The organism is uncultured Thermomonas sp. (assembly GCF_937872235.1).
Lineage (GTDB): Bacteria > Pseudomonadota > Gammaproteobacteria > Xanthomonadales > Xanthomonadaceae > Thermomonas > Thermomonas beijingensis.
Genome location: NZ_CALMPC010000011.1, coordinates 1 through 21,535, shown reverse-complemented (window position 1 = coordinate 21,535; position 21,535 = coordinate 1). Strand labels below are relative to the sequence as shown.

Below are 21,535 nucleotides of genomic sequence, written 5' to 3'. Positions count from 1 at the left end.
ACACCGGATAACCCGCCGCGTCGGCCGCGCCCTTCAGCAGCCATGGTTTCAACTGGCCATCGAGAAATTCGTCGGCCTCGCCCTGATCAATCAAGATCGGTAATTTTTCCGCTGCCGCCTTGATCAGCGCGCACGCGTCGTATTGCGCCCACGTCGTAACGTCATCACCCAGATACGCGGCAAATGCCTTCTGCCCCCATGGCACCTGCATCGGAGCCACGATCGGCGAAAACGCCGACACGCTGCGATAAAGCCCCGGGTTGCGCAGCGCGAGCGTGAGCGCACCATGCCCGCCCATCGAATGCCCGCTGATGGCGCGTGCGCTGGTCACGGCGAAATTGGCTTCAATCAACGCCGGCAATTCATGCGCCACATAGTCGTGCATCTGGTAGTGCGCTGCCCACGGTGCTTGCGTGGCGTTGACATAAAACCCGGCACCCTTGCCAAGGTCATAACCTTCGGCATCGGCCACCGCATCACCACGCGGACTGGTGTCCGGGCAAACAATCGCGATGCCATGCTCGGCCGCATACCGCTGCGCACCGGCTTTGGTGATGAAGTTCTGCTCGTTGCAGGTCAGACCCGAGAGCCAGTACAGCACCGGCACCTTGGTGTGCCCGGCTTGTGGCGGCAGGTAGATGGCAAAGCGCATCACGCAGCCCAGTGTTGCTGATGCGTGTTGATACACGTCCTGCCAGCCACCGAAGCATGCGCGGTGTTCAACACGCTCCATCAAAAGTGCACCACGCTGCGAATCGACTTGCCTGCATGCATCAAGTCAAACGCCTCATTGATCGCCTCCAAGCCCATCGTATGCGTGACGAATGGTGCCAGCTGGATGTCGCCACGCATCGCGTCTTCCACCATACCCGGCAATTGGCTGCGCCCCTTCACTCCGCCAAACGCAGTGCCCATCCACTTGCGCCCGGTGACCAGTTGGAACGGGCGGGTGGAAATTTCCTGGCCAGCACCGGCCACACCGATGATCACGCTCTGGCCCCAGCCACGGTGCGCGCATTCCAGTGCGGCGCGCATCACGTTGACGTTGCCAATGCATTCAAACGAGTGATCCACGCCCCAGCCGGTCATCTCCACGATGACTTGTTGAATGGGCTTGTCGAACTCCTTCGGGTTGACGCAATCGGTCGCCCCGAATTCACGCGCCATGTCGAACTTCGACGGGTTGGTATCCACGGCGATGATGCGCCCCGCCTTGGCTTGCCGCGCACCTTGGATTACCGCCAAACCAATGCCGCCCAGCCCGAAGACCGCAACCGAATCGCCCGCCTGCACCTTGGCGGTGTTATGCACGGCGCCAATGCCGGTGGTGACGCCACAACCCAACAAGCACACATGCTCCGGGTTTGCCGCGGGGTTGATCTTGGCCAGCGAGACCTCGGCCACCACGGTGTATTCGGAAAACGTGCTGCACCCCATGTAGTGATACAGCGGCTGGCCGTTATAGGAAAACCGTGAAGTACCATCAGGCATCACGCCCTTGCCCTGCGTAGCGCGTACCGAAGTACACAGGTTGGTCTTGCCCGATTTGCAAAACAGACATTCACCACATTCTGCGGTGTACAACGGAATCACATGATCACCCGGCGCAACACTCGTCACACCTTCACCCACCTCGATCACAACACCCGCGCCTTCATGTCCCAGCACCACCGGAAACAAGCCTTCCGGATCCTCGCCGGACAGCGTGAACGCATCGGTATGACAGACACCGGTGTGGGTGATCTTCACCAATACTTCGCCCGCTTTGGGCGGCGCAACGTCGATCTCGACAATCTTGAGGGGTTCGCCTGCGGCGAAGGCAACGGCGGCGCGGGATTTCATGCTGCAAACTCCAGAACAAGGGTCATCACCGCGATGATACCTGTCGCTTTCACTCAACCGGTATTCTGGATCCCCGCCGAAATGCCGTTGACAGTGGACACCAACGTACGCAACAGCGCCTCATCGGTGCGCCCACCCTCACGCCAACGCCGCAGCAGCTCCACTTGCAGCAGGCTGATCGGGTCGACATACGGGTTGCGCAAGCGGATCGACAAGCGCAGGCGGTAATCATCGGCCAGCAAGCCGTCGCTTTGCTTGATCGCAAGGATGGCCTCACGCGTGCGTGCAAACTCTTCGGCAATCTGCGGGAACAGGGCGTGATGCAAGTCCCCCGCCAGTTGCGAATAGCATTCGAAGATGTCGATATCGGATTTGGCCAGCAACATTTCCACATCGCCGATCATTGCGGTGAAGAATGGCCAGTCGCGCGCCATGCTTTGCATGGCTGACAAACCATGGGTATTGATACCTGATTGCAGCGCGGTGCCCAAGCCATACCAACCGGTCAGGCCGGAACGGTTTTGCGACCACGCAAACACCCACGGAATGGCGCGCAGATTGGCAATGCCACCATCACGGCGGCGCGAAGGGCGCGAGCTGATGTGCAGGCGCTCGATCACATCTACCGGCGTGGCGTCGCGGAAGTAGGTGGGAAAATCGGGATGCTCGTGCACCAGTGCGCGGTAATGCGTGCGCGAGAGCTGCGCCAATTCGGCCGCGATTGCACGCCAGCCATCTTCGCGTGGCTCCGCTGGCCGTGGACGTAACGATGCGCGCAACACCGCACCCGTCATTTGCTCCAGATTGCGCAGCGCCAATGCGCGGATGGCATATTTGCGATGAATGACTTCACCTTGCTCGGTCATGCGCAGGCGGCCACCCACACTGCCACGTGGTGCGGCAATGATGGCGCGCTCGGTTTTGCCGCCGCCGCGGCTGACCGAACCACCACGGCCATGGAAAAACACCAACTGCACGCCGGCCACTTGCGCCACATCCAGCAACTCGACCTGGGCCCGCTGCAAGGCCCAACGCGAGGCCAGCACGCCACCGTCTTTTGCGCTGTCGCTATAGCCCACCATCACGATCTGGCGATCCCCGCGTGCGGCTAAATGACGCCGATACAACGGATCTTCAAACAACATCCGCATCACCTCAGGCGCCGCTTCCAAATCAGCCACCGTTTCAAACAACGGGGCCACATCCAGCGGCACTTCACCGGCGTCTGTGCACCCGGCAATGCGCGCCAACGCCAGCACCGCCAACGCATCGGCAGCGGTACGCGCCATGCTGATGATGTAAGGCCCAAATGCATTCTTGCCCAAGCTTCCACGCAGCGACTGCACGGCGCGGAACACATCCAGGGTCAACGCGGCGGCATCCGGCTGCACAGCCACCTGCCCTTCGATCAACGCATGCAATTGCGCCACACGCTGATCCAGCCTGCGCGCCGCCCATTCGGTATCCGCCAACAGCGCTGCCAATGCGTCATCGTGCACCGCCGAGTCCTGGCGCAAATCCAGCGCGGCCAAATGAAAGCCAAAACTGCGTGCCCGCCACAGAATCCGGCGCAACGCAAAACGACCGGCATGCTCGCCGCGATGGCGCGCCAAACTGGCATCCATCAATTCCAGATCGTCAATAAACGCCGCCGCATCCGGATACGCACCCGGCGTGCCGTCCCCGGTCGCCTGCAAGCGCGCGCGCATCGCCCACAGCAGTTGCCGATAGGGCATGTCAGCCAAGCGCGGGCGGCTACGCACCGCGCCTTTGGGAAACAATGCGCGATGGGCGGCGGCGCGGGCGTCGATGGCGGCATCCACCTCGGCGTGGCCATGACTTTGGGTGAGGATGTCGCCCAACTTGCGCAAATCGGTTTGATAGCAACTCAGCGCCTGCGCCCGCTGATAGGCCAGCGCGGTGTGGATGGTGGCCGCGCCCACATTGGGGTTGCCATCCATGTCACCACCCACCCACGTGCCGAAGCGCAGCAGTGGCGGTAGCTCGATGCGCTGCCCATACACCGATTCCACCGCCGCACTCAGTACTTCAAAAAATACCGGCAACACGCGGTACAGCGATTGCGTGAGGTAGAAGCCGATATGCTCGATTTCATCGGTCACGCTGGGGCGCAGCGGCGGCGCTTCGTTGGTCTGCCACGCAGTGGTCAGCGATTGCCGGATAAGCGCATCGTCCGCGCCGCGCTCGGGTGGCGTGCGGGTGCGGTCGATATCGGCCACCAGGCGTTCCACTATCGTTTTTTCTTTCAGCAACAGCGCACGCCGCACCGCTTCGGTGGGGTGTGCGGTGAACACCGGTTCGATGCAGGTGCGCGCAAGCATGTCCTGCAATTCCGGCAAGCCCACACCGGCATCGCGCAGGTCGCGCAACACCTCTTCCAACCCACCTGGCTGCGGCGCACTGGCCTGCCGTTGGTAGTCGCGCCGACGGCGAATGCGATGCACGCGCTCGGCCACATTGGTGGCGCTGAAATACGCCGAAAATGCGCGCACCAATCCTTCCGCTTCTTCCAATGGCACCTGCGCCAATTGGCCCGCCAACTCGGCCACCGGCGCGGCCTGTTCGCGCCGCGCAATCGCGCTGCGGCGCAGGCTATCCACCTGTTCCAGAAAACCAGGCGAGACCTGTTCGGCCAACATCTGCCCCACCATCGCGCCCAGCCGGCGCACATCGTCACGCAGCAAAGCATCGGATTTGGCGAAAACAAGCTGTTCGCGCAGCGGGGAATTGGATGGGGTCATCCCTGCAGGCTACCCCATTTTTGGTGCAATGCAGCAATCGTTGCGGATGTGACTTTCTTCAGTACGCAAACTCGCAAAACACCGGATCCACGCTGCCGTGCCATTCGCCATGAAACAGCGCAAGCTTGCGCTCGGCAGGCGTTTTGCCGGATTCGGCAATCTCGATCAATTCATCGAGAAAGCGCGACTCATCCACGCCATCACGATTGCGCATGGCGCGACGTTGCAGGCCGGCTACCGCGATCTTCACGGCCTCGCGCGCCAAATCACGCACCGTGCCGTTGCGGAACGGCAAGCGCAGCGCATATTTCGGCACGCCGTCACGCAGCGCGTGGCGCTCGGCCATCGAAAAATCCTTGACCAGATCCCAGGCTGCATCCAGCGCCGTAGCGTCGTACAGCAGACCCACCCAAAACGCCGGCAAGGCACAGATACGCCCCCACGGGCCGCTGTCGGCACCGCGCATTTCCAGGAATTTTTTCAGCCGCACTTCCGGGAAGGCGGTAGTCATGTGGTCGTTCCAGTCGCGCAAGGTAGGCAGCGCGCCGGGCAACACATCCAGCTCACCGCGTAAAAACTTGCGGAACGATTTGCCGCTGGCATCCACATACACATCATTCCGATGCGAGAAATACATCGGCACATCCAGCAAGTAATCCACGTAGCGCTCGTAGCCGAAACCGTCTTCGAACACGAAATCCAGCATGCCGGTGCGGTCGGGGTCGGTGTCGGTCCAGATGTGCGAACGGTAGCTCAGGTAGCCATTAGGCTGGCCTTCGGTGAATGGCGAATCGGCAAACAGCGCAGTGGCAATCGGTTGCAGCGCCAGCGAGACGCGGAACTTTTTCACCATGTCGGCTTCGGAGGCGTAATCCAGATTCACCTGCACGGTGCAGGTGCGGGTCATCATGTCCAGCCCCAGATTGCCGACCTTGGGCATGTAGTCGCGCATGATCCGGTAGCGGCCCTTGGGCATCCACGGCATCTCGTCGCGTCGCCATTTGGGTTGAAAACCCATACCCAGGAAACCCAATTGCAGTTCGTCGGCGACTTCGCGCACCTCGCGCAGATGGCTGCCCACTTCCTTGCAGGTCTCATGCAGGGTGGCCAGTGGCGCACCCGACAATTCCAGTTGCCCGGCCGGCTCCAGCGTCACCGAGGCGCTATCCCGGGTCAGTGCAATCGTGCGCGGCGGCTGCCCGTCCACGCTTTCCTGATACGGCTGCCAGCCGAAGCGGGTCAGGCCATTGAGCAGCGCCTCGATGCCGCGCTCGCCATCGAACGTCGGCGGGCGCAGGTCATCCAACCGGAAGCCGAATTTTTCGTGCTCGGTACCGATCCGCCAATCCGTGCGCGGCTTCTCGCCCGAGGCCAATACAGCGGCCAATTCGCGGGGATCGGTGATGGGGGTGTCACTGGCGCTGCTGGGTCCGGACATCGACGTGATCTATCGGAAAGTCCCGCCAGCTTAATCCCGTGCAGCCTTGCAACAAAGTCGGGGCAGCACGCCTGCAGTGTTCCGCCAACGCAAGTAATCGACTTACAGCGCCAACCAGCCCGCGACCACGCTGCGCAATTCGTCCACGCCTTGCCTGGACTCGCCGGAGAACAATTGCACGCTGACGCTATCGGCATAGGCGCGCGAAAGCTCCATCCGCACTGCCTGCAAGGTATTGCCGGCGGCGCCACGGCTGAGTTTGTCGGCTTTGGTCAAAATCACATGCGCAGGCAGGGCACGGCGCATCGCGTAGCCCAGCATCTGGCGATCGTAGTCTTTCAATGGGTGGCGCACATCCATCACCACCACCAACCCGCGCAGGGCATCGCGACTGCCGAAATAGCCATCCAGAAACGCCTGCCAATGTGCCTGCAACTCCTGCGGCACCTTGGCGTAGCCGTAGCCGGGCAGATCGACCAGATATTTGTTTTCGTGCGGCGGCAACCCGAAAAACACCAATTGCTGGGTGCGTCCTGGGGTTTTGGACACCCTTGCCAGTGCATTTTGCTGACACAGCGCGTTCAGGGCGGAGGATTTGCCGGCATTGGAGCGCCCGGCGAAAGCAACTTCAAACCCGCCATCGGTGGGTAATTGCCGGTAATTATGGGCGGCCAGCAGGTACTGGGCGCGTGCAAAAGGATTGGGAGCAGCCATCTGCATAGCATGGCATGCTTGGGGGAGGAATCGGAGCCGTTTGACCGCTTCCCGCGTGGCCACCATAATTTGCCGGTTGAGCAATCCTCAGGATTGCATCCTTTCGTGTCAGTGGAGTTCTGCATGCGTCCTGTCCATGCCCTTGCCGGTGTTGCCTGTCTTGCCTTAGCTGCGGTGGCCTATGCCCAGAGCACGGCGATAGCCGCACCCGACAATGCCCCCGTACAAGCTGCACCATTGCAGGAAAAACCTGCGACTTGGGGCGACCCGCAAGTAGGCCAAAGCAAGGCCGGCGCTTGCGCCGCCTGTCACGGGCTGGATGGCAATGCCATGCAGCAAAGCGCACCGCGCATCGCAGGCATGCCCGAGCGCTATATCGCCGAGCAGCTGCATTTGTTCAAAACCAGCCAGCGCACCAGTGGCTTGGCGGGGGTGATGGTGCCGTTTGCCAGCATGCTCAGCGCGCAGGACATGCGTGATGTTGGCGCGTGGTTTGCCAAACAGTCGGCCGGCGCAGGTGTGGCCGACGATACCGTCATCGCCACCGGGCCGAACCAAGGCAAGAAGTTCTATCAATTGGGTGAAATCTTGTTCCGCAATGGTGATGCCGGCCGCAACATCCCCGCCTGCATGGCCTGCCACGGCCCTTCGGGTGCGGGCAACCCCGGCCCCGCCTATCCGGCCCTGCATGGTCAAGATGCCACCTATGTGGCACGTCGTCTGGAGGAATACCGCAGCGGCGCCACGACTTACACCAACCCGGCGCATTTCAAGCTGATGGCGGATGTCACCAAGTCGCTGAGCGATGAGGAAATCAAGTCACTGGCCAGCTATGTGCAGGGCTTGCACACCCGCGCACCCGGCACCACCAAGGAAAGCATCAACCGCTGAGGATGCCGCTTCACCATGCGTTCGTTTTGTCCCGTGCATGCTTGTTGCTCGGCCACCCTGATCGCTGGAGACTGATGCGATGCGTTCCCTGCTGCTGACCTTTGCCCTGTTACTGTCCACCACGCTGTTGCCAGCCCATGCCCAGCAGGCCCTGCCGGGGCTGACTGCAGGTGTGCAATATGATTTGATCGATGCCGGGCAGCCCTATCAGCAATTGCCGCCGGGCATGGTCGAAGTGGCGGAAGTATTCGCCTATACCTGCCCCCATTGCGCCCACTTTGCTCCGATGCTGGACGCATGGTCCAGACAACTGCCGGCACACGCCAAACTGGTGCTGGTACCGGGAGTGTTTGACCGCGATGACCCGTGGTCGCGTGCATTCTTCGCCGCGCAGAGCAGCAAATCCTTGAATGTGCTGCACCCGCGTCTGTTCGCTGCCATCCATGAAACCGGCGACCTGCCACGCAATGCCGACAGCGCGCAAATCATGGCGTTCGCCAGCAAGGTGCAAGGCGTCAATGCGGCCGCGTTCAAGGCTGCGATGCTGGACAATGCCAGCTTGCTTCCCAAGCTCAAATCCGCCTACGAATTTGCTGCGCGCAGTGAAATTCCAGGCACTCCGTCGATCATTGTTGCTGGCCGCTACCGGATCAAAGGTGACAGCTACGAGGGCCTGCTGGCCAATGCACTCGCGGTGGTCAACGCCTTGGCACCCAAATCCGCCGCGCCGGCCAAACTTGCACCCAAGCCTGCAGGCAAACCCGCCACGAAAGCCGCAGCGGCCAAGTCTGCCCCCGCCCGTTCCTGACCTTTGCTGCTCTAGACCATTGGAAGTTGATGCCATGACGATGATGCGCCACGCTCTGCTACTGCTCGCCCTGCTGCCGTTGGCGGCCTGCAAGGACAAGGCTCCGGCTGCGGTGAACGCCGACCCGGCGGCAGCCACCGCGCAGGCGCAAACCAAGGCCGCCAGCGCCGAGGATCCGCAACGCGCAGCGGCGGCTGAGGCCAATGTCAAAGCCGCCGCCGAGGCCGCCGCCAAGGCCCCGCCGCCGGTGGAAGGCACCGATTTTGTCAGCATTCCCAATGGCCAGCCGTTTGATACCGCGCCCGGCAAGATCGAGATCGTGGAATTTTTCGGCTATGTCTGCCCGTTCTGCGCAGCGGTGCAGCCGACGGTGTCAGCGATGAAGGCCAAGCTGCCGCCGGATGTGCATTTTGTCGAAGTGCCGGCCGCATTTGGCGGGCCGTGGGACAACTACGCCAAGGCTTTCTATGCCGCAGAAGCAATGGGGCTACACGACAAGACGCATGATGCGATGTTTCGTGCAATCCACGTCGATCAGACGCTGAAAGGCGAGCGCGGCATGGATACCCCGGAAGACATCGCTGCGTTCTATAAGAATTATGGTGCCGATCCGGGCCAGTTCCTGAGCAGTATGCAGAGCTTTGCAGTGGCCGCCAAAATCAACCGCGCGCGGCAGTACATGACCGCCGCATTTGCCAATGGCGACCAGATGGGTACACCGACCTTCCTGATCGACGGCAAGTACCGCGTCAAAGGCAAGACCATTGACGACATGTTCCGCATCATCAACCAATTGGTGGTGGCCGAACGCGCCAAACTGGCCAATACGGTGCCCGCCACTGCAGCGGCCCCTGCCGCGCCAGCGGCCAACGAGGCGGCCAAGCCCTGATGTGCGCCTGAGCTGCCATGTCCACTCGCCGGTTGCGCCTGCTCAGCGCCAATATCCAGGCCGGCTCCAGCACGCGCGGCTACGGCGACTATGTGACGCGCAGCTGGTCGCATGTGCTGCCGGCGGGCAACAAACGCGGCGCGTTGGACACCATCGCCGAACTTGCCGGCCGCCACGACATCGTGGGCCTGCAAGAGGCTGACCCCGGCAGCCTGCGTTCCGGCTTCACCAACCAGACCCACTACTTGGCCCAGCGCGCCGGCTTTGCCTACTGGAGCCACCAGCCCAACCGCAACGTGGGCGGCGTGGCCTCCAGCGCCAATGGCCTGCTCAGTCGGTTGGAACCGCGGCTGGTGGAAGACCACCCGCTACCGGGCCGGGTCAAGGGCCGCGGTGTACTCACCGCACGATTTGGCGATGGCCGCGATGCGCTGACGATTGCGATCGCCCACCTCTCGCTGGGTAGCCAGTCGCGCCGCAACCAGCTGGATTTCATCGCCGAATTACTCAGCGATCTGCCGCATGCGGTGCTGATGGGTGACTTCAATTGCGACCCAGATCGCCCGGAAATGCAGGCGCTGTACCGCCGTACCGGCCTGCAACCGCCGCCGCAATGCGTGCCCACGTTTCCCTCGTGGCGGCCGCAACGCGCCATCGACCACATGCTGGTCACCCCCGGTTTGCATCTGGCCACGATGCAAGCCCTGCCCGCCGCGCAGTCGGATCATCTGGCACTGTCGGTGGAATTGGATGTGCCCGATGCCGCACTGCGCTAATGCAGCGCGCCATACGCAAACGCACTGCCCACCAGCAGCAGGAATATTGCAAATATCCGCTTGAGTACCGGCCCGCTCAGCGCGTGTGCCAAGCGCGTGCCATACGGCGCGGCGAGTGCCGAAGTGGCGGCCACCGCAATCGCTGCGGGCACATACACATAACCCACCGATCCGGCCAACGGCAGCGCGCCTGCCGGGGCTTGCAGCGCATAGCCCAGCGCACTGCCCAACCCGATAAAGATACCGCAGGCCGACGACGTGCCCACCGCACGCACCGGTGCAACTCCACGCCACACCAACAACGGCACGGTCAAACTGCCGCCACCAATGCCAATGATCGCCGAGACGATGCCGATGCCGCCGCCTGCAGCGGTATAACCCGGCCCACGCGGCAGCACATCGGCGTGGCCAGTGGCGGGGGGGGTTGATAACCACATCTGCGCAGCAATCACCCAGCAGTAGCCCGCCACGCACCAGCGCAGCACACCATCGTCCAGCGCAATCGCAAAGCGACTGCCCAGCCAGCCCCCCAACAGCACCCCCGGCACCATCCACGCCACCGTCGGCCACAACACACTGCCTCGCCGGTGATGCGCACGCGCCGAAGCCGCTGCTGTCAGCACAATGCTGGCCAACGAACTGGCCAGGGCCGCATGCATCGCCGCGTCCGCCGGCACGCCCTGCATCGGCAGCAACCACGCCAACGCGCCCACCAGCACCAAGCCGCCACCAATCCCCAACAAGCCGGCCAGCACACCCACGCAGGCACCCAGTGCCACATAGATCAGCAAGAAACTCATCGCGCCAGCAACATGTTGATCGCCACCCGAACCAGAGCCGGGTCGGGTAGTGATGTTCGCCAAAGACCAAGACCGCCAAGCACCAAGGCAGGCCGGCTAACTTGCAACAAACGCCGCAAGCGCTACCCGCAGCCGCGCCAAACCATCGGCGACTTCGGCATCGCTGATATTCAGTGCAGGCACGAAGCGCAGGACGTCGGGGCCGGCTTGCAGCAGCAGCAAGCCGTGTTCCGCTGCGTGATCCAGCATGGCACTGGCCTTGCCGGCGTAGTCTGGCGTCAACACCGCGCCCAACATCAGGCCGCGCCCACGCACTTCGGAAAATAGTCCAAGGTCTGCGTTGATGGCGGCAAGGCCTTCACGCAAGGCGTGCGCCTGGCGCTGTACGTTGGCGACAATGTCATCGGAAGCCAGTGTGCGCAGGGCGACGCGGGCGACGGCGGCGGCCAGCGGATTGCCGCCAAACGTGGTGCCGTGTGCGCCAAACTGCATGACCTGCGCGACCTTGGGGCCGGCCAGCAGTGCGCCGATCGGGAAGCCGCCGCCGAGTGCCTTGGCCAGAGTGACGATATCGGGCACGACGGCATCTTGCCAATGCGCAAACAAGCTGCCGGTGCGGCCCATGCCCGCCTGGATTTCATCCAGCACCAAAAGCGCAGCATGCCGATCACACAGCGCGCGCACGGCTTGCAGATAGCCCGCGGCGGCGGGAATGACCCCGCTTTCGCCCTGTACCGGCTCCAGCATGACGGCGGCCACATCGCCTGCCGCCATTGCCGCATCCAGCGCCGGGATGTCGTTGAAATCGACATAGCGAAAGCCCCCCGGCAGCGGCTCGTAGCCGTACTGATATTTGGGCTGCGCGGTAGCGGTGACAGTGGCCAGGGTGCGGCCATGGAAGCTGCCGTGGAAAGTGATGATGGTGCGCTGCTCCGGCGCTCGGCCTTGCGCGCTGGCCCATTTGCGCACCAATTTGATCGCCGCCTCGTTGGCTTCGGCACCGGAGTTGCACAGAAATGCGCGCTCGGCAAAACGCGAGGCCGCCACCAATTCCTGCGCCAGCCGCAGCGGCGGTTCGCTGTAAAACACATTGCTGGTATGCCAGAGTTTGCCGGCTTGTTCGATCAGCGCAGCATTCAACTCTGGATTGCAATGGCCCAGGCTGCACACCGCGATTCCTGCGCCAAAGTCCACGTAGTCACGGCCTTCGTTGTCCCACAGGCGTGCACCTTTGCCGCGCTGCAAAATCAACTCGCGCTGGCGGTATACCGGCAGCAACACCTCACGCCCCAGTGCCAATAACGCACTGCTGTTTGCCGCTTGCTGCATCTCACCACACTCCTGTATTGGGCATCGACAACCACGGCTCTTGCGGCGGCAGGTACCCGTCTTGCAACAGCTCAACCGAGATCAGGTCGGGCGAACGCACAAACGCCATATGCCCATCACGTGGTGGGCGATGGATGGTGTAGCCCATGTCCAGCAAGCGCTGACAGGTGGCGTAAATATTTTCAACGCGAAAGGCCAAGTGACCGAAGTTGCGCGCACTGCCGTAGTCCTCGTCGGAACCCCAGTTATGGGTCAGCTCGATTTCGGCCTCCGGGGTATCCTCTGCGGCCAGAAAAATCAGGGTGAACTTGCCTTGCGGGTTGTCCATGCGCCGCGTTTCGCGCAGGCCCAACCCTTGGCAATAAAACCGCAGCGATGCATCCACATCGCGCACGCGCACCATCGTGTGCAGATATTTCATTTCACATCCTCGGAAATCATTGCCATCACGCGTCCAGATACAAATCCGGCAGCAACGGCTGGGTTGGATCCACCGCATAGTGCGACAGGTCGGTGATGCCGGCCGCGTGCAGTACGTCATCATCAATCAGGAAATTGCCGGAAAAACCAGCGGCTTTGCGCGTCAATATCACGTGCGCGGCATCCCCCATGATTGCAGGCGAGCGCCCGTTGCCGGCATCCACACCGGGGATCATGTTCAGCGCATCGGTGGCAATCAAGGTGCGCGGCCACAGCGCATTGATCGCCACACCCTGCGCGCCAAACTCGGCTGCCAAGCCCAAGGTGACAAAGCTCATCCCCATTTTTGCAAGGGTGTAGCCGGTGTGCGGGCCCCACCATTTGGGGTCAAGCGTGGGCGGCGGGCACAAGGTGAGGATGTGCGGATTGGGCGCTTGCAACAGATGCGGCAAGCACGCCTGCGCGCAAAGAAAACTGCCACGGCTATTGACCTGCTGCATCAGATCAAAACGCTTCATCGGGGTATCCAGTGTGCCGCGCAAATAAATCGCGCTGGCGTTGTTGACGAGGATGTCGATGCCGCCAAACGTATCCAGCGTCGCCGCGACTGCGGCGCGCACCTGGTCTTCTTCACGAATATCGCATTTGAGTGCCAGCGCGCGGCCACCGGCATCCTCCACCGCCTGTGCGGCGCTATGGATCGTGCCCGGCAATTTGGGGTTGGCGACATCGGATTTGGCGGCAATTGCCACGTTTGCGCCATCACGCGCCGCGCGCAACGCAATCGCCAAACCGATCCCGCGGGAAGCCCCGGTGATGAACAGAGTCTTGCCAGCCAGCGTGCTCATGCCTGTGTCCTGTCTGAAATCAGCGTGGAAGTGTAAGCCCGCCGCCTATAATTCGCCGATGCACAGTGCCTGGTTCGACGCCACCCTCGCCTGGATCAGCGCCCACCCGCTGGCCGCGGGCGTGCTGGTGTTCTTGATCGCGTTTTGCGATGCCATCATCATCATCGGTGCGATTGTGCCTGCGCTACCGCTGATGATCGCGATTGGCGTGTTGATTGGCATGGGCGAATTATCCGGCCCGTATGCGGTCAGCTGCGCGGCGCTGGGTGCGTTCCTGGGCGATGGTTTGAGCTATTGGATAGGCCGCCGCTGGGGCGAATCGCTACGCGGGGTCTGGCCGTTCAGTCGCCACCCTGGCCTACTGGATCGCGGCGAAAATCTGTTCCGCCGCAATGCGTTCAAAAGTATTTTCATTGCCCGCTACGTGGGTGCGGTGCGTCCATTTGTGCCGGCCATTGCCGGCATGGCGAAGATGCCGCTGCTGCCCTATTTCAAAGCCAGTGGCCTAGCCTGTGTCTCGTGGGCGATCCTGTTCTTGCTGCCGGGCTGGGCCTTGGGCCAAGCTTACGATGCGGTGGCAGCGGTGGCCGACAAACTGCTGTTGGTGCTATTGGGTTTACTCGCGGCCCTGGCCTTGGCATGGGCCGTGGTGCTGTACACATGGCGCTGGTTTGCGCTGAATGCCGACAGCTTGCTGGCACGTACGTTGCGCTGGATTCACGCACATCCGCGTTTGCGCCGCCATGTGGGGGCCTTGATTGATCGCCGACGGCCGGAAACCGCTCCCTTGGTATTGCTCGCGCTTTGCCTGTTTGCGGTGGCATGGTTGTGGACGTGGTTCAGTGTTTCCCTGCTCGCCGAGGGCGGCCCACTGCGGTTGGACCACGAGGTGTATGCGCTGATGTTTTCACTGCGCAACCCGTTGGCAGACCGGGCCATGGCCACCTTGGCCGGCATTGGCAGCGCGCCGGTGCTGGGGTTGGCATCAGCCGCGGCACTGGCATGGCTGTTGTGGCGCAGGCGCTGGAAAGCAGCACTGCATTGGCTGGCCGCCATTGCCATTGGGCTGGGCCTGACTGAAGCCCTGGACGCGGTGATCGATATGCCACGCCCCCCCTTTGCTGCGGCAGGTTTTGGCTTCCCATCGGTGGCGGTCACCATGACCACGGTGGTGTTCGGTTTTTTTGCGGTATTGATCGCCCGCGAACTGCCGGGCCGGCAGCGGGTATGGCCATATTTGTTGACCGGCGTGGCCACCGCATTGGTGGGCTTTGCGCGCTTGTATCTGGGTGCGCACTGGTTGTCTGACATCATTGGCGGGGTGCTACTTGGCGCAGCGTGGGTGCTGGTGATCGGGATTGCCTACCGGCGTCACAGCGAGCGTTCGTACTGGATGCGCCCGCTCAGCTGGAGTTTTTATGGCGTATTCGTACTTGCCGCCTGTTGGTATGCACCACGCAGCGCACCGCACACACTGGCTCAGTTTGAACCCCCACCGCCCAGCGAAACGATCACCATGCGCAACTGGCAAGCGCAAGGCATGGCCAACGCCAGCGTGCGTTTTGATCTGGAAGTAGCCGGTGATTTGGCAACCCTGCAAGGAACGCTGCTCAAGCATGGCTGGCGCGCGCAGACCGCCGCCGATTGGGTCACGGCGCTGCGGCTACTGGATGACAGTACCCCCGCAGCCGAGCGCCCGGTGCTGCCGGTTGCCTTGAGCGCGCATCCAGAGCGCCTGTTGCTGCGCCGCACGAGCAGCGATCCTGCACGCATCGAAGTCTTGCGCGTGTGGCCTGCACCGGTGCGCCTGGCCGATGGCACGCCGCTATGGGTGGCCCGCTACGAACGGATGCAATTGCACCATCGATTGCGCCTGCTGTCATTGTGGACACCCGACCCGCCGGCACATGTGCTGCCGGAAGACCTGCAAGCCCTGCCTGATGCCGCGCCGCTACAGGTGCGGGTGCATCCGCGTTGACACATGAGAGGTGGCTTATGCGCGCGCTTGCATGCCCGCAAAAAACCGCCGCGGCGCACCATCAAACCCACCGTTGGACATGAACACCACATGGTCGCCACTGCACACCTGCGTGTGCAGTGCGGCCAATAACGCATCCACATCAGTGACCGCTTGTGCGTGACCGCGCACGGTGTTGATGACGTTGCTGGCATCCCAGGGCAATTCCGGACGCGCCAGAAAAATCACTGCATCGGCAATATCCAGCGAGGGTGCCAGCGCATCGGCGTGCGCACCCAGGCGCATCGAATTGCTGCGCGGCTCGATCGCCACCACGATGCGTGCATCGCCCACCTTGGCGCGCAACCCTGCCAGCGTGGTGTGAATCGCGGTGGGGTGATGGGCGAAGTCGTCGTACACGGTGATGCCCGCGTGTTGCCCGATCACTTCCATGCGCCGTTTGACGCTATGAAACCGTGCAAGCGAAGGGATAACCTGCGCCAGCGCCACGCCCTGCGCGGCACACGCAGCCAACGCGGCCAACCCATTCAACACATTGTGGTCGCCCAGCAGTGACCACTCGACCACACCACATTCCTGGCCCGCACGCAGTACCGCAAACCTGCTGCCATCGTCGCGCAATTTACGCGCACTCCATTCGAAGTTCTCATCGAAGCCAAAACGCTCCACCGGCGTCCAGCAGCCCATCGCCAAGACTTCGGCCAACTGCGCATCGTGACCATTGACGATCAGCCGCCCACGCTGTGGCACGGTGCGCACCAGATGATGAAATTGACGCTGGATCGCGGCCACATCCGGGAAAATATCGGCGTGGTCGTATTCCAGATTATTGAGGATGGCCACCAGCGGGCGGTAGTGCACGAATTTGCTGCGTTTGTCGAAAAACGCAGTGTCGTATTCGTCGGCCTCCACCACGAATTCACGCCCAGTCCCCAAGCGCGCCGACACGCCAAAATCTTCCGCCACGCCACCAATCAAAAAGCCCGGATCGCGCCTTGCCGCATCCAGCAAAAAACTCAAGATCGTGGTGGTGGTGGTCTTGCCGTGGGTGCCGGCCACCGCCAACACATCGCGGCCCGGCAACACCTGTTCGGATAACCACTGCGCACCGGAGGTGTAGCGCATGCCGGCATCCAGCACATGTTCAACCGCTGCATTGCCGCGCGACAGCGCGTTGCCAATGATGACCGCAGCGCAATCGGCGCTGATGTTTTGCGGCTGATAGCCCTGCTGCAATGTGATGCCCAACTGCTCCAGCTGGGTGGACATTGGCGGGTAGATATTTTGGTCGCTGCCTTCCACCGCGTGGCCAAGTTCACGCGCCAACGCGGCCACGCCGCCCATGAAGGTGCCGGCGATGCCGAGGATATGGAGTTTCACAAGTTGTTCCTGAGTCGATCCCAACGGAATTCAGAGGTGAATCGGTGCAAGGCAACCCTCGCAACAACGCGTGTATCGGGGAGTGCGCTTGCGCCAGCGAGTGTGTTGCGAGGCAAGCCTCACACCGACTCGCCACCCACCCCGCACTACTCAGCCAACCTCATGCCCGCGTTGGATAGCTTCCACAATCCGGGTGAACACCTCGTCCAGCGTACCCACCCCATCCACCACGGTGAGCTGGCCATGCTGGCGATAAAAATCCACCACCGGTGCGGTTTTTTCGTCATAGACATTCAAGCGATGCCGTACCGATTCGGGGCTATCGTCAGAACGACCTTCGGCCTTGGCGCGGCCAGCCAGACGCGCGATGATCTGCTCGTTATCCACCACCAATTGCACAGCGGCATCAAACTTTTGACCAAGACCTGCCAGCAAGGCATCCAGCGCCGCGGCCTGCTCAAGATTGCGCGGATAGCCATCAAGGATAAAGCCGGCCCTGGTGTCCTCGCGTGAGAGGCGGTCTTTCAGCATCCCCAGCAGGATGTCATCGCTGACCAAATCGCCACGCGCCATCACTTCCTTGGCTTGCAGGCCCAACGGGGTGCCCGCGGCCACTTCGGCGCGCAACAAATCGCCGGTGGAAATATGCGGCACCTGCAGGTGCTCCTTCAGTCGCGTTGCCTGGGTGCCCTTGCCGGATCCGGGTGCCCCCAACAGAACCAATCGCATCGAATCGCTCCAAAATGTCTCGTGAATTGTCTTGTCATACGGCGCTAGACTGCATTTTGCGCCAACCCCGGCCAGCTTACTGCATTTGACACCTGTTGCTGGTGCCAGTGCCAAGGAACCTTCATGCCCGCAGGCAATTTGCTGTATGCCCAAAGCGGCGGCGTCACCGCCGTCATCAACGCCACCGCCTCCGCCGTACTGCACACGGCGCGCACCAGGAAAGTACGCGTATTGGCCGCGCGCAACGGCATCCTGGGTGCGCTGCGCGAGGAATTGTTCGACACATCCGCCTTGACCAGCGCCGAGATCAAAGGCCTGGCGCACACGCCGGGTGGCACATTCGGCAGTTGCCGCTTGAAACTGAAATCGCTGACCGAAGACCGTGCCAAGTACGCGCGCCTGCTGGACGTTTTCAAAGCGCACGATATCCGCTGGTTCTTGTACAACGGCGGTAATGATTCGGCCGATACCGCACTGAAAGTCTCGCAACTGGCCGCCGAATTTGACTACCCACTGACCTGCGTGGGCGTGCCCAAGACCGTGGACAACGATTTGGCCGTCACCGATTGCTGCCCGGGATTTGGCTCAGCTGCCAAATACACCGCTGTGTCGGTGCGCGAATGCGCGCTGGATGTGGCGGCGATGGCGGAAACCTCAACCAAGGTGTTTGTGTATGAAGCCATGGGTCGCCACGCCGGTTGGCTGGCGGCAGCGGCAGGCCTGGCAGGCACTGGCAAAGACGATGCCCCGCATCTGATTCTGTTCCCCGAGCGCGTGTTTGATGAAGCCGATTTCATGGCGAAGGTGGCCGCCATCGTCAAACGCGTGGGCTATTGCGTGGTGGTGGCCAGCGAGGGTATCCGCACCGCCGATGGCCGTTTCGTGGCCGATGCCGGCGGCGGCAAGGACAGTTTCGGGCATACCCAATTGGGCGGCGTGGCCTCGCATTTGGCCGGCCGGGTGAAAGACGTGCTGGGCCACAAGGTGCACTGGGCGCTACCCGACTACCTGCAGCGCTCGGCGCGGCATCTGGCCAGCAAGACCGATCTGGAACAGGCGATGGCGGTAGGCCGGGCGGCAGTGGAGTGCGCCCTGAACGGGCAAAACGCGGTGATGCCGGTGATCGTGCGCGATGCCGATGCGCCGTACCACTGGCATATCGACATCGCCCCACTGTCACGCATTGCCAATCATGAAAAAACCATGCCCAAGGGTTTTATTCGCAAGGACGGCTATGGCATCACCACCGCTGCCCGTCACTACCTATTGCCACTGATCGAAGGGGAAGCCTATCCCCCGTATGTCCGGGATGGACTACCCAATTACGTTGTCCCCAAGATGACGCTGGTACGTCGCCGCTTGCCCGCCTGGAACGGCTGAGGCGAAGCTGGCATACACTGCGCCCAACTCGAATCCCCAAACTCTCGCTTCAGGACACCTCCATGATCAAGACCGCAATTGCGCTCTCCTCGTTGGCCCTGGCACTGGCAGTTGCCAGTACGCCGGCCCAAGCCCAGTTCAGCAAGAAAAAAAATGACCCGCAAGGTGCGGCTGCGGGTGCCAATTCGCAAGGCGCCGGCCTCAATCTTGAGCATTGTGATCAATCGATGGGCACGATTGCAGTGGTGGAAGAACAGGACGGTGACTGGTACCGCTACCTGACCTCGGATTTGCGTTTGCCGTCCACCATTCCAGTGATCCGCATGTTGATCCAGCAATCCAACTGCTTTGTGGTGGTGGAACGCGGCCGTGCCATGAAGAACATGATGCAGGAACGTGCGCTGATGGATAGCGGCGAACTGCGCGAAGGCAGCAACTTCGGCAAAGGCCAGATGGTGGCAGCCGACTACACCATGAACCCCAGCATCAATTTCTCGCAAAGCAATGCCGGCGGCATTGGCGGCGTCATTGGCTCGTTTGGTGGCAAGTGGGGCGCCGTGGGTGCGATTGCCGGCAGCCTGAAGTTCAAGAAAGCGGAAACCATGCTGACCATGATCGACAACCGCTCCGGCGTACAGATCGGTGTGGCGCAGGGGAATGCCACCAAGACCGATTTCGGCTTGGGCTTCCTCGGCGGCGGCGGTTCTGGTTTCGGCGGGCTGGGCGGCTACACCAACACTCCCGAAGGCAAGGCATTGGCGGCTGCGTTCGCCAATGCCTACAACAACTTGGTGCGCGCGATGCGCGACTACCGGCCGCAAGAAGTGGAAGGCGGGCTGGGCAAGGGCGGCAAGCTCAAAGTCGGTGACTAAGCCCACCGATTGCAGTGATGACGCAAACGCCCGGTATTGCCGGGCGCTTGCGTTGGCAGCCACGCACGCACATGCGATGCTGCGCGGATGCCCGTCTTGCAAGTCAAAGCCAAACCCAATTCCCGCGTCTGTGCACTGACGTTGCAGGAGGACGGTACGTGGCTGGCACACCTCAAATCCGCACCGATCGATGGCAAGGCCAATGCCGAACTTATCGGGTTGATCGCCAAACAGTTCGGCTGCCGCAAAGCCGATGTGCAGATCAAATTGGGTGCGGGTGGGCGCATCAAGTTGGTGACCGTGCCTGACTGAACTCGACCTCAGTCGCAGCCGCGTCCTTCCACGCCCAGCGCCACCGCAAACTGCGGCACCGCCCCCAGCTGGCCCTGTGCTGCGGCATCCAAACCGTCCTTGAGATAGACCCGCACCCGCCCTTGCGCATCGAGTTTAGGGGTGGCGCTGGCAGCGTCCTTGCGCCAGATCCGGATGACCGCAGATTGGCCGCTGCAACTGGCATTGGGGACACGCAATACATCATTCAAAATCCAGCCATTGGCTGCCGATGCCTGCGCTTTGCGCGCATCCAGCAACCGCGCGCGGGCCTGACAGCGTGTGCTGGTCCGCACTTGGGTAAGTGCGTAAGGTGACGCTTCCTTGGCCTTGGTGAACCGTCCTTCCAGGCGGGTACACGCCTCGGGGATGGTGCGCAGCGTGTGCAGCACACCCGGTACCTGCGCGGGGATCGGCCCGCGCTGGATTTCCGGACTTTGCGCCGCAGCGGCTGCCATCGCCAAGGCAAGTAACAGGCCAGCCAGAAACATGTGCAGTCGCAGCATCGAACACTCCGTTTTCATCACCATGCAGGCAGATTCGCACGTCCAAGCTGAATCCTGCGTGCGGCGCTCCAATTCCCGCCGAGGTATGCGATAGTCAGGCGTCGCCTACCATTTGGAGTAGGCACATCAACCTGCCGTTTTCCATTTCGAACACCCGGGGAGGGGATTCATGCTGGAGCAATATGGTTTGGTACTGGCGCTGGTCTGCGCCGTCGTTGCAATTATCTATGGCCTATGGGCCGCCGCGTGGATCAACAAGCAACCTGCAGGCAATGAACGCATGCAGGAAATTGCCGGGGCCATCCAGGAAGGCGCGCGTGCCTATCTCAATCGCCAGTACTCCACCATTGCCATCGCGGGGGTGGTGCTGCTGGTGTTGATCGGTGTGTTTTTGAATATCCATACCGCAATTGGCTTTGCCATTGGTGCGGTGCTCTCAGGCGCGGCCGGCTATATCGGCATGAACGTCTCGGTGCGCGCCAACGTGCGCACGGCGGAGGCTGCGCGCAAGGGCATGAGTGCTGCGATGGATGTGGCGTTCCGTGGTGGCGCGATCACCGGCATGCTGGTGGTGGGGCTGGGCCTGCTGGGTGTGGCCGGGTACTACTTCGTGCTGGGCAAACTGGGCCTGCCGCAGGAAAAAGTGCTGCACGCACTGGTCGGACTTGCGTTCGGCAGCTCGCTGATCTCGATCTTCGCGCGCCTGGGTGGCGGCATCTTCACCAAGGGTGCCGACGTCGGCGCCGATCTGGTGGGCAAGGTCGAAGCCGGCATCCCCGAGGATGACCCGCGCAACCCGGCGGTGATCGCCGACAACGTCGGCGACAACGTCGGCGACTGCGC

The 21,535-nt window shown here is 62.1% G+C and carries 20 protein-coding genes and 1 pseudogene; 9 read left to right on the top strand and 12 right to left on the bottom strand.

The features are described 5' to 3' along the window. The 5 genes from fghA to yihA all read right to left on the bottom strand — a co-directional run. Nucleotides 1–733, bottom strand: a 733-nt coding sequence (fghA, locus tag QWB57_RS01135; protein WP_288967972.1) for an S-formylglutathione hydrolase, incomplete at its 3' end; no start/stop codon positions are given. Beyond that, nucleotides 733–1,842 carry an S-(hydroxymethyl)glutathione dehydrogenase/class III alcohol dehydrogenase gene (locus tag QWB57_RS01130; protein ID WP_288967971.1) on the bottom strand — a complete coding sequence of 370 codons (1,110 nt, stop codon included), beginning with the start codon at nucleotides 1,840–1,842 and terminating at the stop codon, nucleotides 733–735. The genes fghA and QWB57_RS01130, both read right to left, overlap by 1 nt. Nucleotides 1,843–1,895: 53 nt before the next feature. Next, a complete protein-coding gene (ppc, locus tag QWB57_RS01125) occupies nucleotides 1,896–4,604 on the bottom strand; it encodes a phosphoenolpyruvate carboxylase (protein ID WP_288967970.1) in 2,709 nt (902 codons plus the stop codon). Nucleotides 4,605–4,662: 58 nt separating this feature from the next. Beyond that, nucleotides 4,663–6,042, bottom strand: coding sequence for a glutamate--cysteine ligase (locus QWB57_RS01120; protein WP_223625969.1), 1,380 nt, complete (start codon nucleotides 6,040–6,042; stop codon nucleotides 4,663–4,665). 102 nt (nucleotides 6,043–6,144) lie between these two features. Continuing rightward, complete coding sequence (gene yihA / locus QWB57_RS01115) at nucleotides 6,145–6,756, bottom strand: ribosome biogenesis GTP-binding protein YihA/YsxC (RefSeq protein WP_223625967.1); 612 nt, start codon at nucleotides 6,754–6,756, stop codon at nucleotides 6,145–6,147. Nucleotides 6,757–6,879: 123 nt separating this feature from the next. Here yihA and QWB57_RS01110 point away from each other — a divergent pair, with 123 nt between their 5' ends. The 4 genes and pseudogenes from QWB57_RS01110 (at nucleotide 6,880) to QWB57_RS01095 (ending at nucleotide 10,120) form a co-directional block, all read left to right on the top strand. Beyond that, complete coding sequence (locus QWB57_RS01110; protein WP_288967967.1) at nucleotides 6,880–7,647, top strand: c-type cytochrome; 768 nt, start codon at nucleotides 6,880–6,882, stop codon at nucleotides 7,645–7,647. Between the two features lie 79 nt (nucleotides 7,648–7,726). After that, nucleotides 7,727–8,455, top strand: a complete 729-nt coding sequence (locus QWB57_RS01105; RefSeq protein WP_223625962.1) for a thiol:disulfide interchange protein DsbA/DsbL — start codon at nucleotides 7,727–7,729, stop codon at nucleotides 8,453–8,455. A 40-nt stretch (nucleotides 8,456–8,495) separates the two neighbouring features. Continuing rightward, a pseudogene (locus QWB57_RS01100) lies at nucleotides 8,496–9,278 on the top strand (thiol:disulfide interchange protein DsbA/DsbL); the annotation flags it as partial. Nucleotides 9,279–9,382: 104 nt separating this feature from the next. Continuing rightward, nucleotides 9,383–10,120, top strand: coding sequence for an endonuclease/exonuclease/phosphatase family protein (locus QWB57_RS01095; RefSeq protein WP_223627691.1), 738 nt, complete (start codon nucleotides 9,383–9,385; stop codon nucleotides 10,118–10,120). Here QWB57_RS01095 and QWB57_RS01090 read toward each other — a convergent pair. The 4 genes from QWB57_RS01090 to QWB57_RS01075 form a co-directional block, all read right to left on the bottom strand. Further along, nucleotides 10,117–10,920: a sulfite exporter TauE/SafE family protein gene (locus QWB57_RS01090; protein ID WP_223625960.1), complete on the bottom strand. Its 804-nt coding sequence runs from the start codon at nucleotides 10,918–10,920 to the stop codon at nucleotides 10,117–10,119. The genes QWB57_RS01095 and QWB57_RS01090 overlap by 4 nt on opposite strands. A 96-nt stretch (nucleotides 10,921–11,016) precedes the next feature. After that, nucleotides 11,017–12,249, bottom strand: a complete 1,233-nt coding sequence (locus QWB57_RS01085; protein ID WP_288967965.1) for an acetylornithine transaminase — start codon at nucleotides 12,247–12,249, stop codon at nucleotides 11,017–11,019. A 1-nt stretch (nucleotide 12,250) separates the two neighbouring features. After that, entirely contained in the window at nucleotides 12,251–12,670 is a 420-nt protein-coding gene (locus QWB57_RS01080) for a VOC family protein (protein WP_288967964.1), read from the bottom strand. A gap of 25 nt (nucleotides 12,671–12,695) precedes the next feature. Next, complete coding sequence (locus tag QWB57_RS01075; RefSeq protein WP_223625953.1) at nucleotides 12,696–13,517, bottom strand: NAD(P)-dependent oxidoreductase; 822 nt, start codon at nucleotides 13,515–13,517, stop codon at nucleotides 12,696–12,698. Between the two features lie 58 nt (nucleotides 13,518–13,575). Between QWB57_RS01075 and QWB57_RS01070 the strand changes: the two genes are divergently transcribed. Next, nucleotides 13,576–15,495, top strand: coding sequence for a bifunctional DedA family/phosphatase PAP2 family protein (locus QWB57_RS01070; protein WP_223625950.1), 1,920 nt, complete (start codon nucleotides 13,576–13,578; stop codon nucleotides 15,493–15,495). 15 nt (nucleotides 15,496–15,510) lie between these two features. Here the strand turns inward: QWB57_RS01070 and mpl are convergent, their stop codons facing one another. Next, a complete protein-coding gene (gene mpl, locus QWB57_RS01065; protein ID WP_288967963.1) occupies nucleotides 15,511–16,899 on the bottom strand; it encodes a UDP-N-acetylmuramate:L-alanyl-gamma-D-glutamyl-meso-diaminopimelate ligase in 1,389 nt (462 codons plus the stop codon). Between the two features lie 126 nt (nucleotides 16,900–17,025). Then, entirely contained in the window at nucleotides 17,026–17,604 is a 579-nt protein-coding gene (locus QWB57_RS01060) for an adenylate kinase (protein WP_223625945.1), read from the bottom strand. Between the two features lie 123 nt (nucleotides 17,605–17,727). On the opposite strand from QWB57_RS01060, the gene QWB57_RS01055 reads away from it, so the two are divergent. From QWB57_RS01055 to QWB57_RS01045, 3 genes are all read left to right on the top strand, one after another. Continuing rightward, the gene (locus QWB57_RS01055) at nucleotides 17,728–18,984 is read left to right on the top strand and encodes a 6-phosphofructokinase (protein ID WP_288967962.1); all 1,257 of its coding nucleotides are present in this window, start codon (nucleotides 17,728–17,730) and stop codon (nucleotides 18,982–18,984) included. 62 nt (nucleotides 18,985–19,046) lie between these two features. After that, complete coding sequence (locus tag QWB57_RS01050; RefSeq protein ID WP_288967961.1) at nucleotides 19,047–19,856, top strand: CsgG/HfaB family protein; 810 nt, start codon at nucleotides 19,047–19,049, stop codon at nucleotides 19,854–19,856. 87 nt (nucleotides 19,857–19,943) lie between these two features. Beyond that, nucleotides 19,944–20,168, top strand: a complete 225-nt coding sequence (locus QWB57_RS01045) for a DUF167 domain-containing protein (RefSeq protein ID WP_223625938.1) — start codon at nucleotides 19,944–19,946, stop codon at nucleotides 20,166–20,168. Between the two features lie 8 nt (nucleotides 20,169–20,176). Here QWB57_RS01045 and QWB57_RS01040 read toward each other — a convergent pair whose 3' ends face one another. Continuing rightward, on the bottom strand, nucleotides 20,177–20,692 hold the full coding sequence (locus QWB57_RS01040) for a hypothetical protein (RefSeq protein WP_223625935.1): 516 nt from the start codon (nucleotides 20,690–20,692) through the stop codon (nucleotides 20,177–20,179). A gap of 169 nt (nucleotides 20,693–20,861) precedes the next feature. On the opposite strand from QWB57_RS01040, the gene QWB57_RS01035 reads away from it, so the two are divergent. Further along, nucleotides 20,862–21,535, top strand: a 674-nt coding sequence (locus tag QWB57_RS01035) for a sodium/proton-translocating pyrophosphatase (protein WP_288967959.1), incomplete at its 3' end; no start/stop codon positions are given.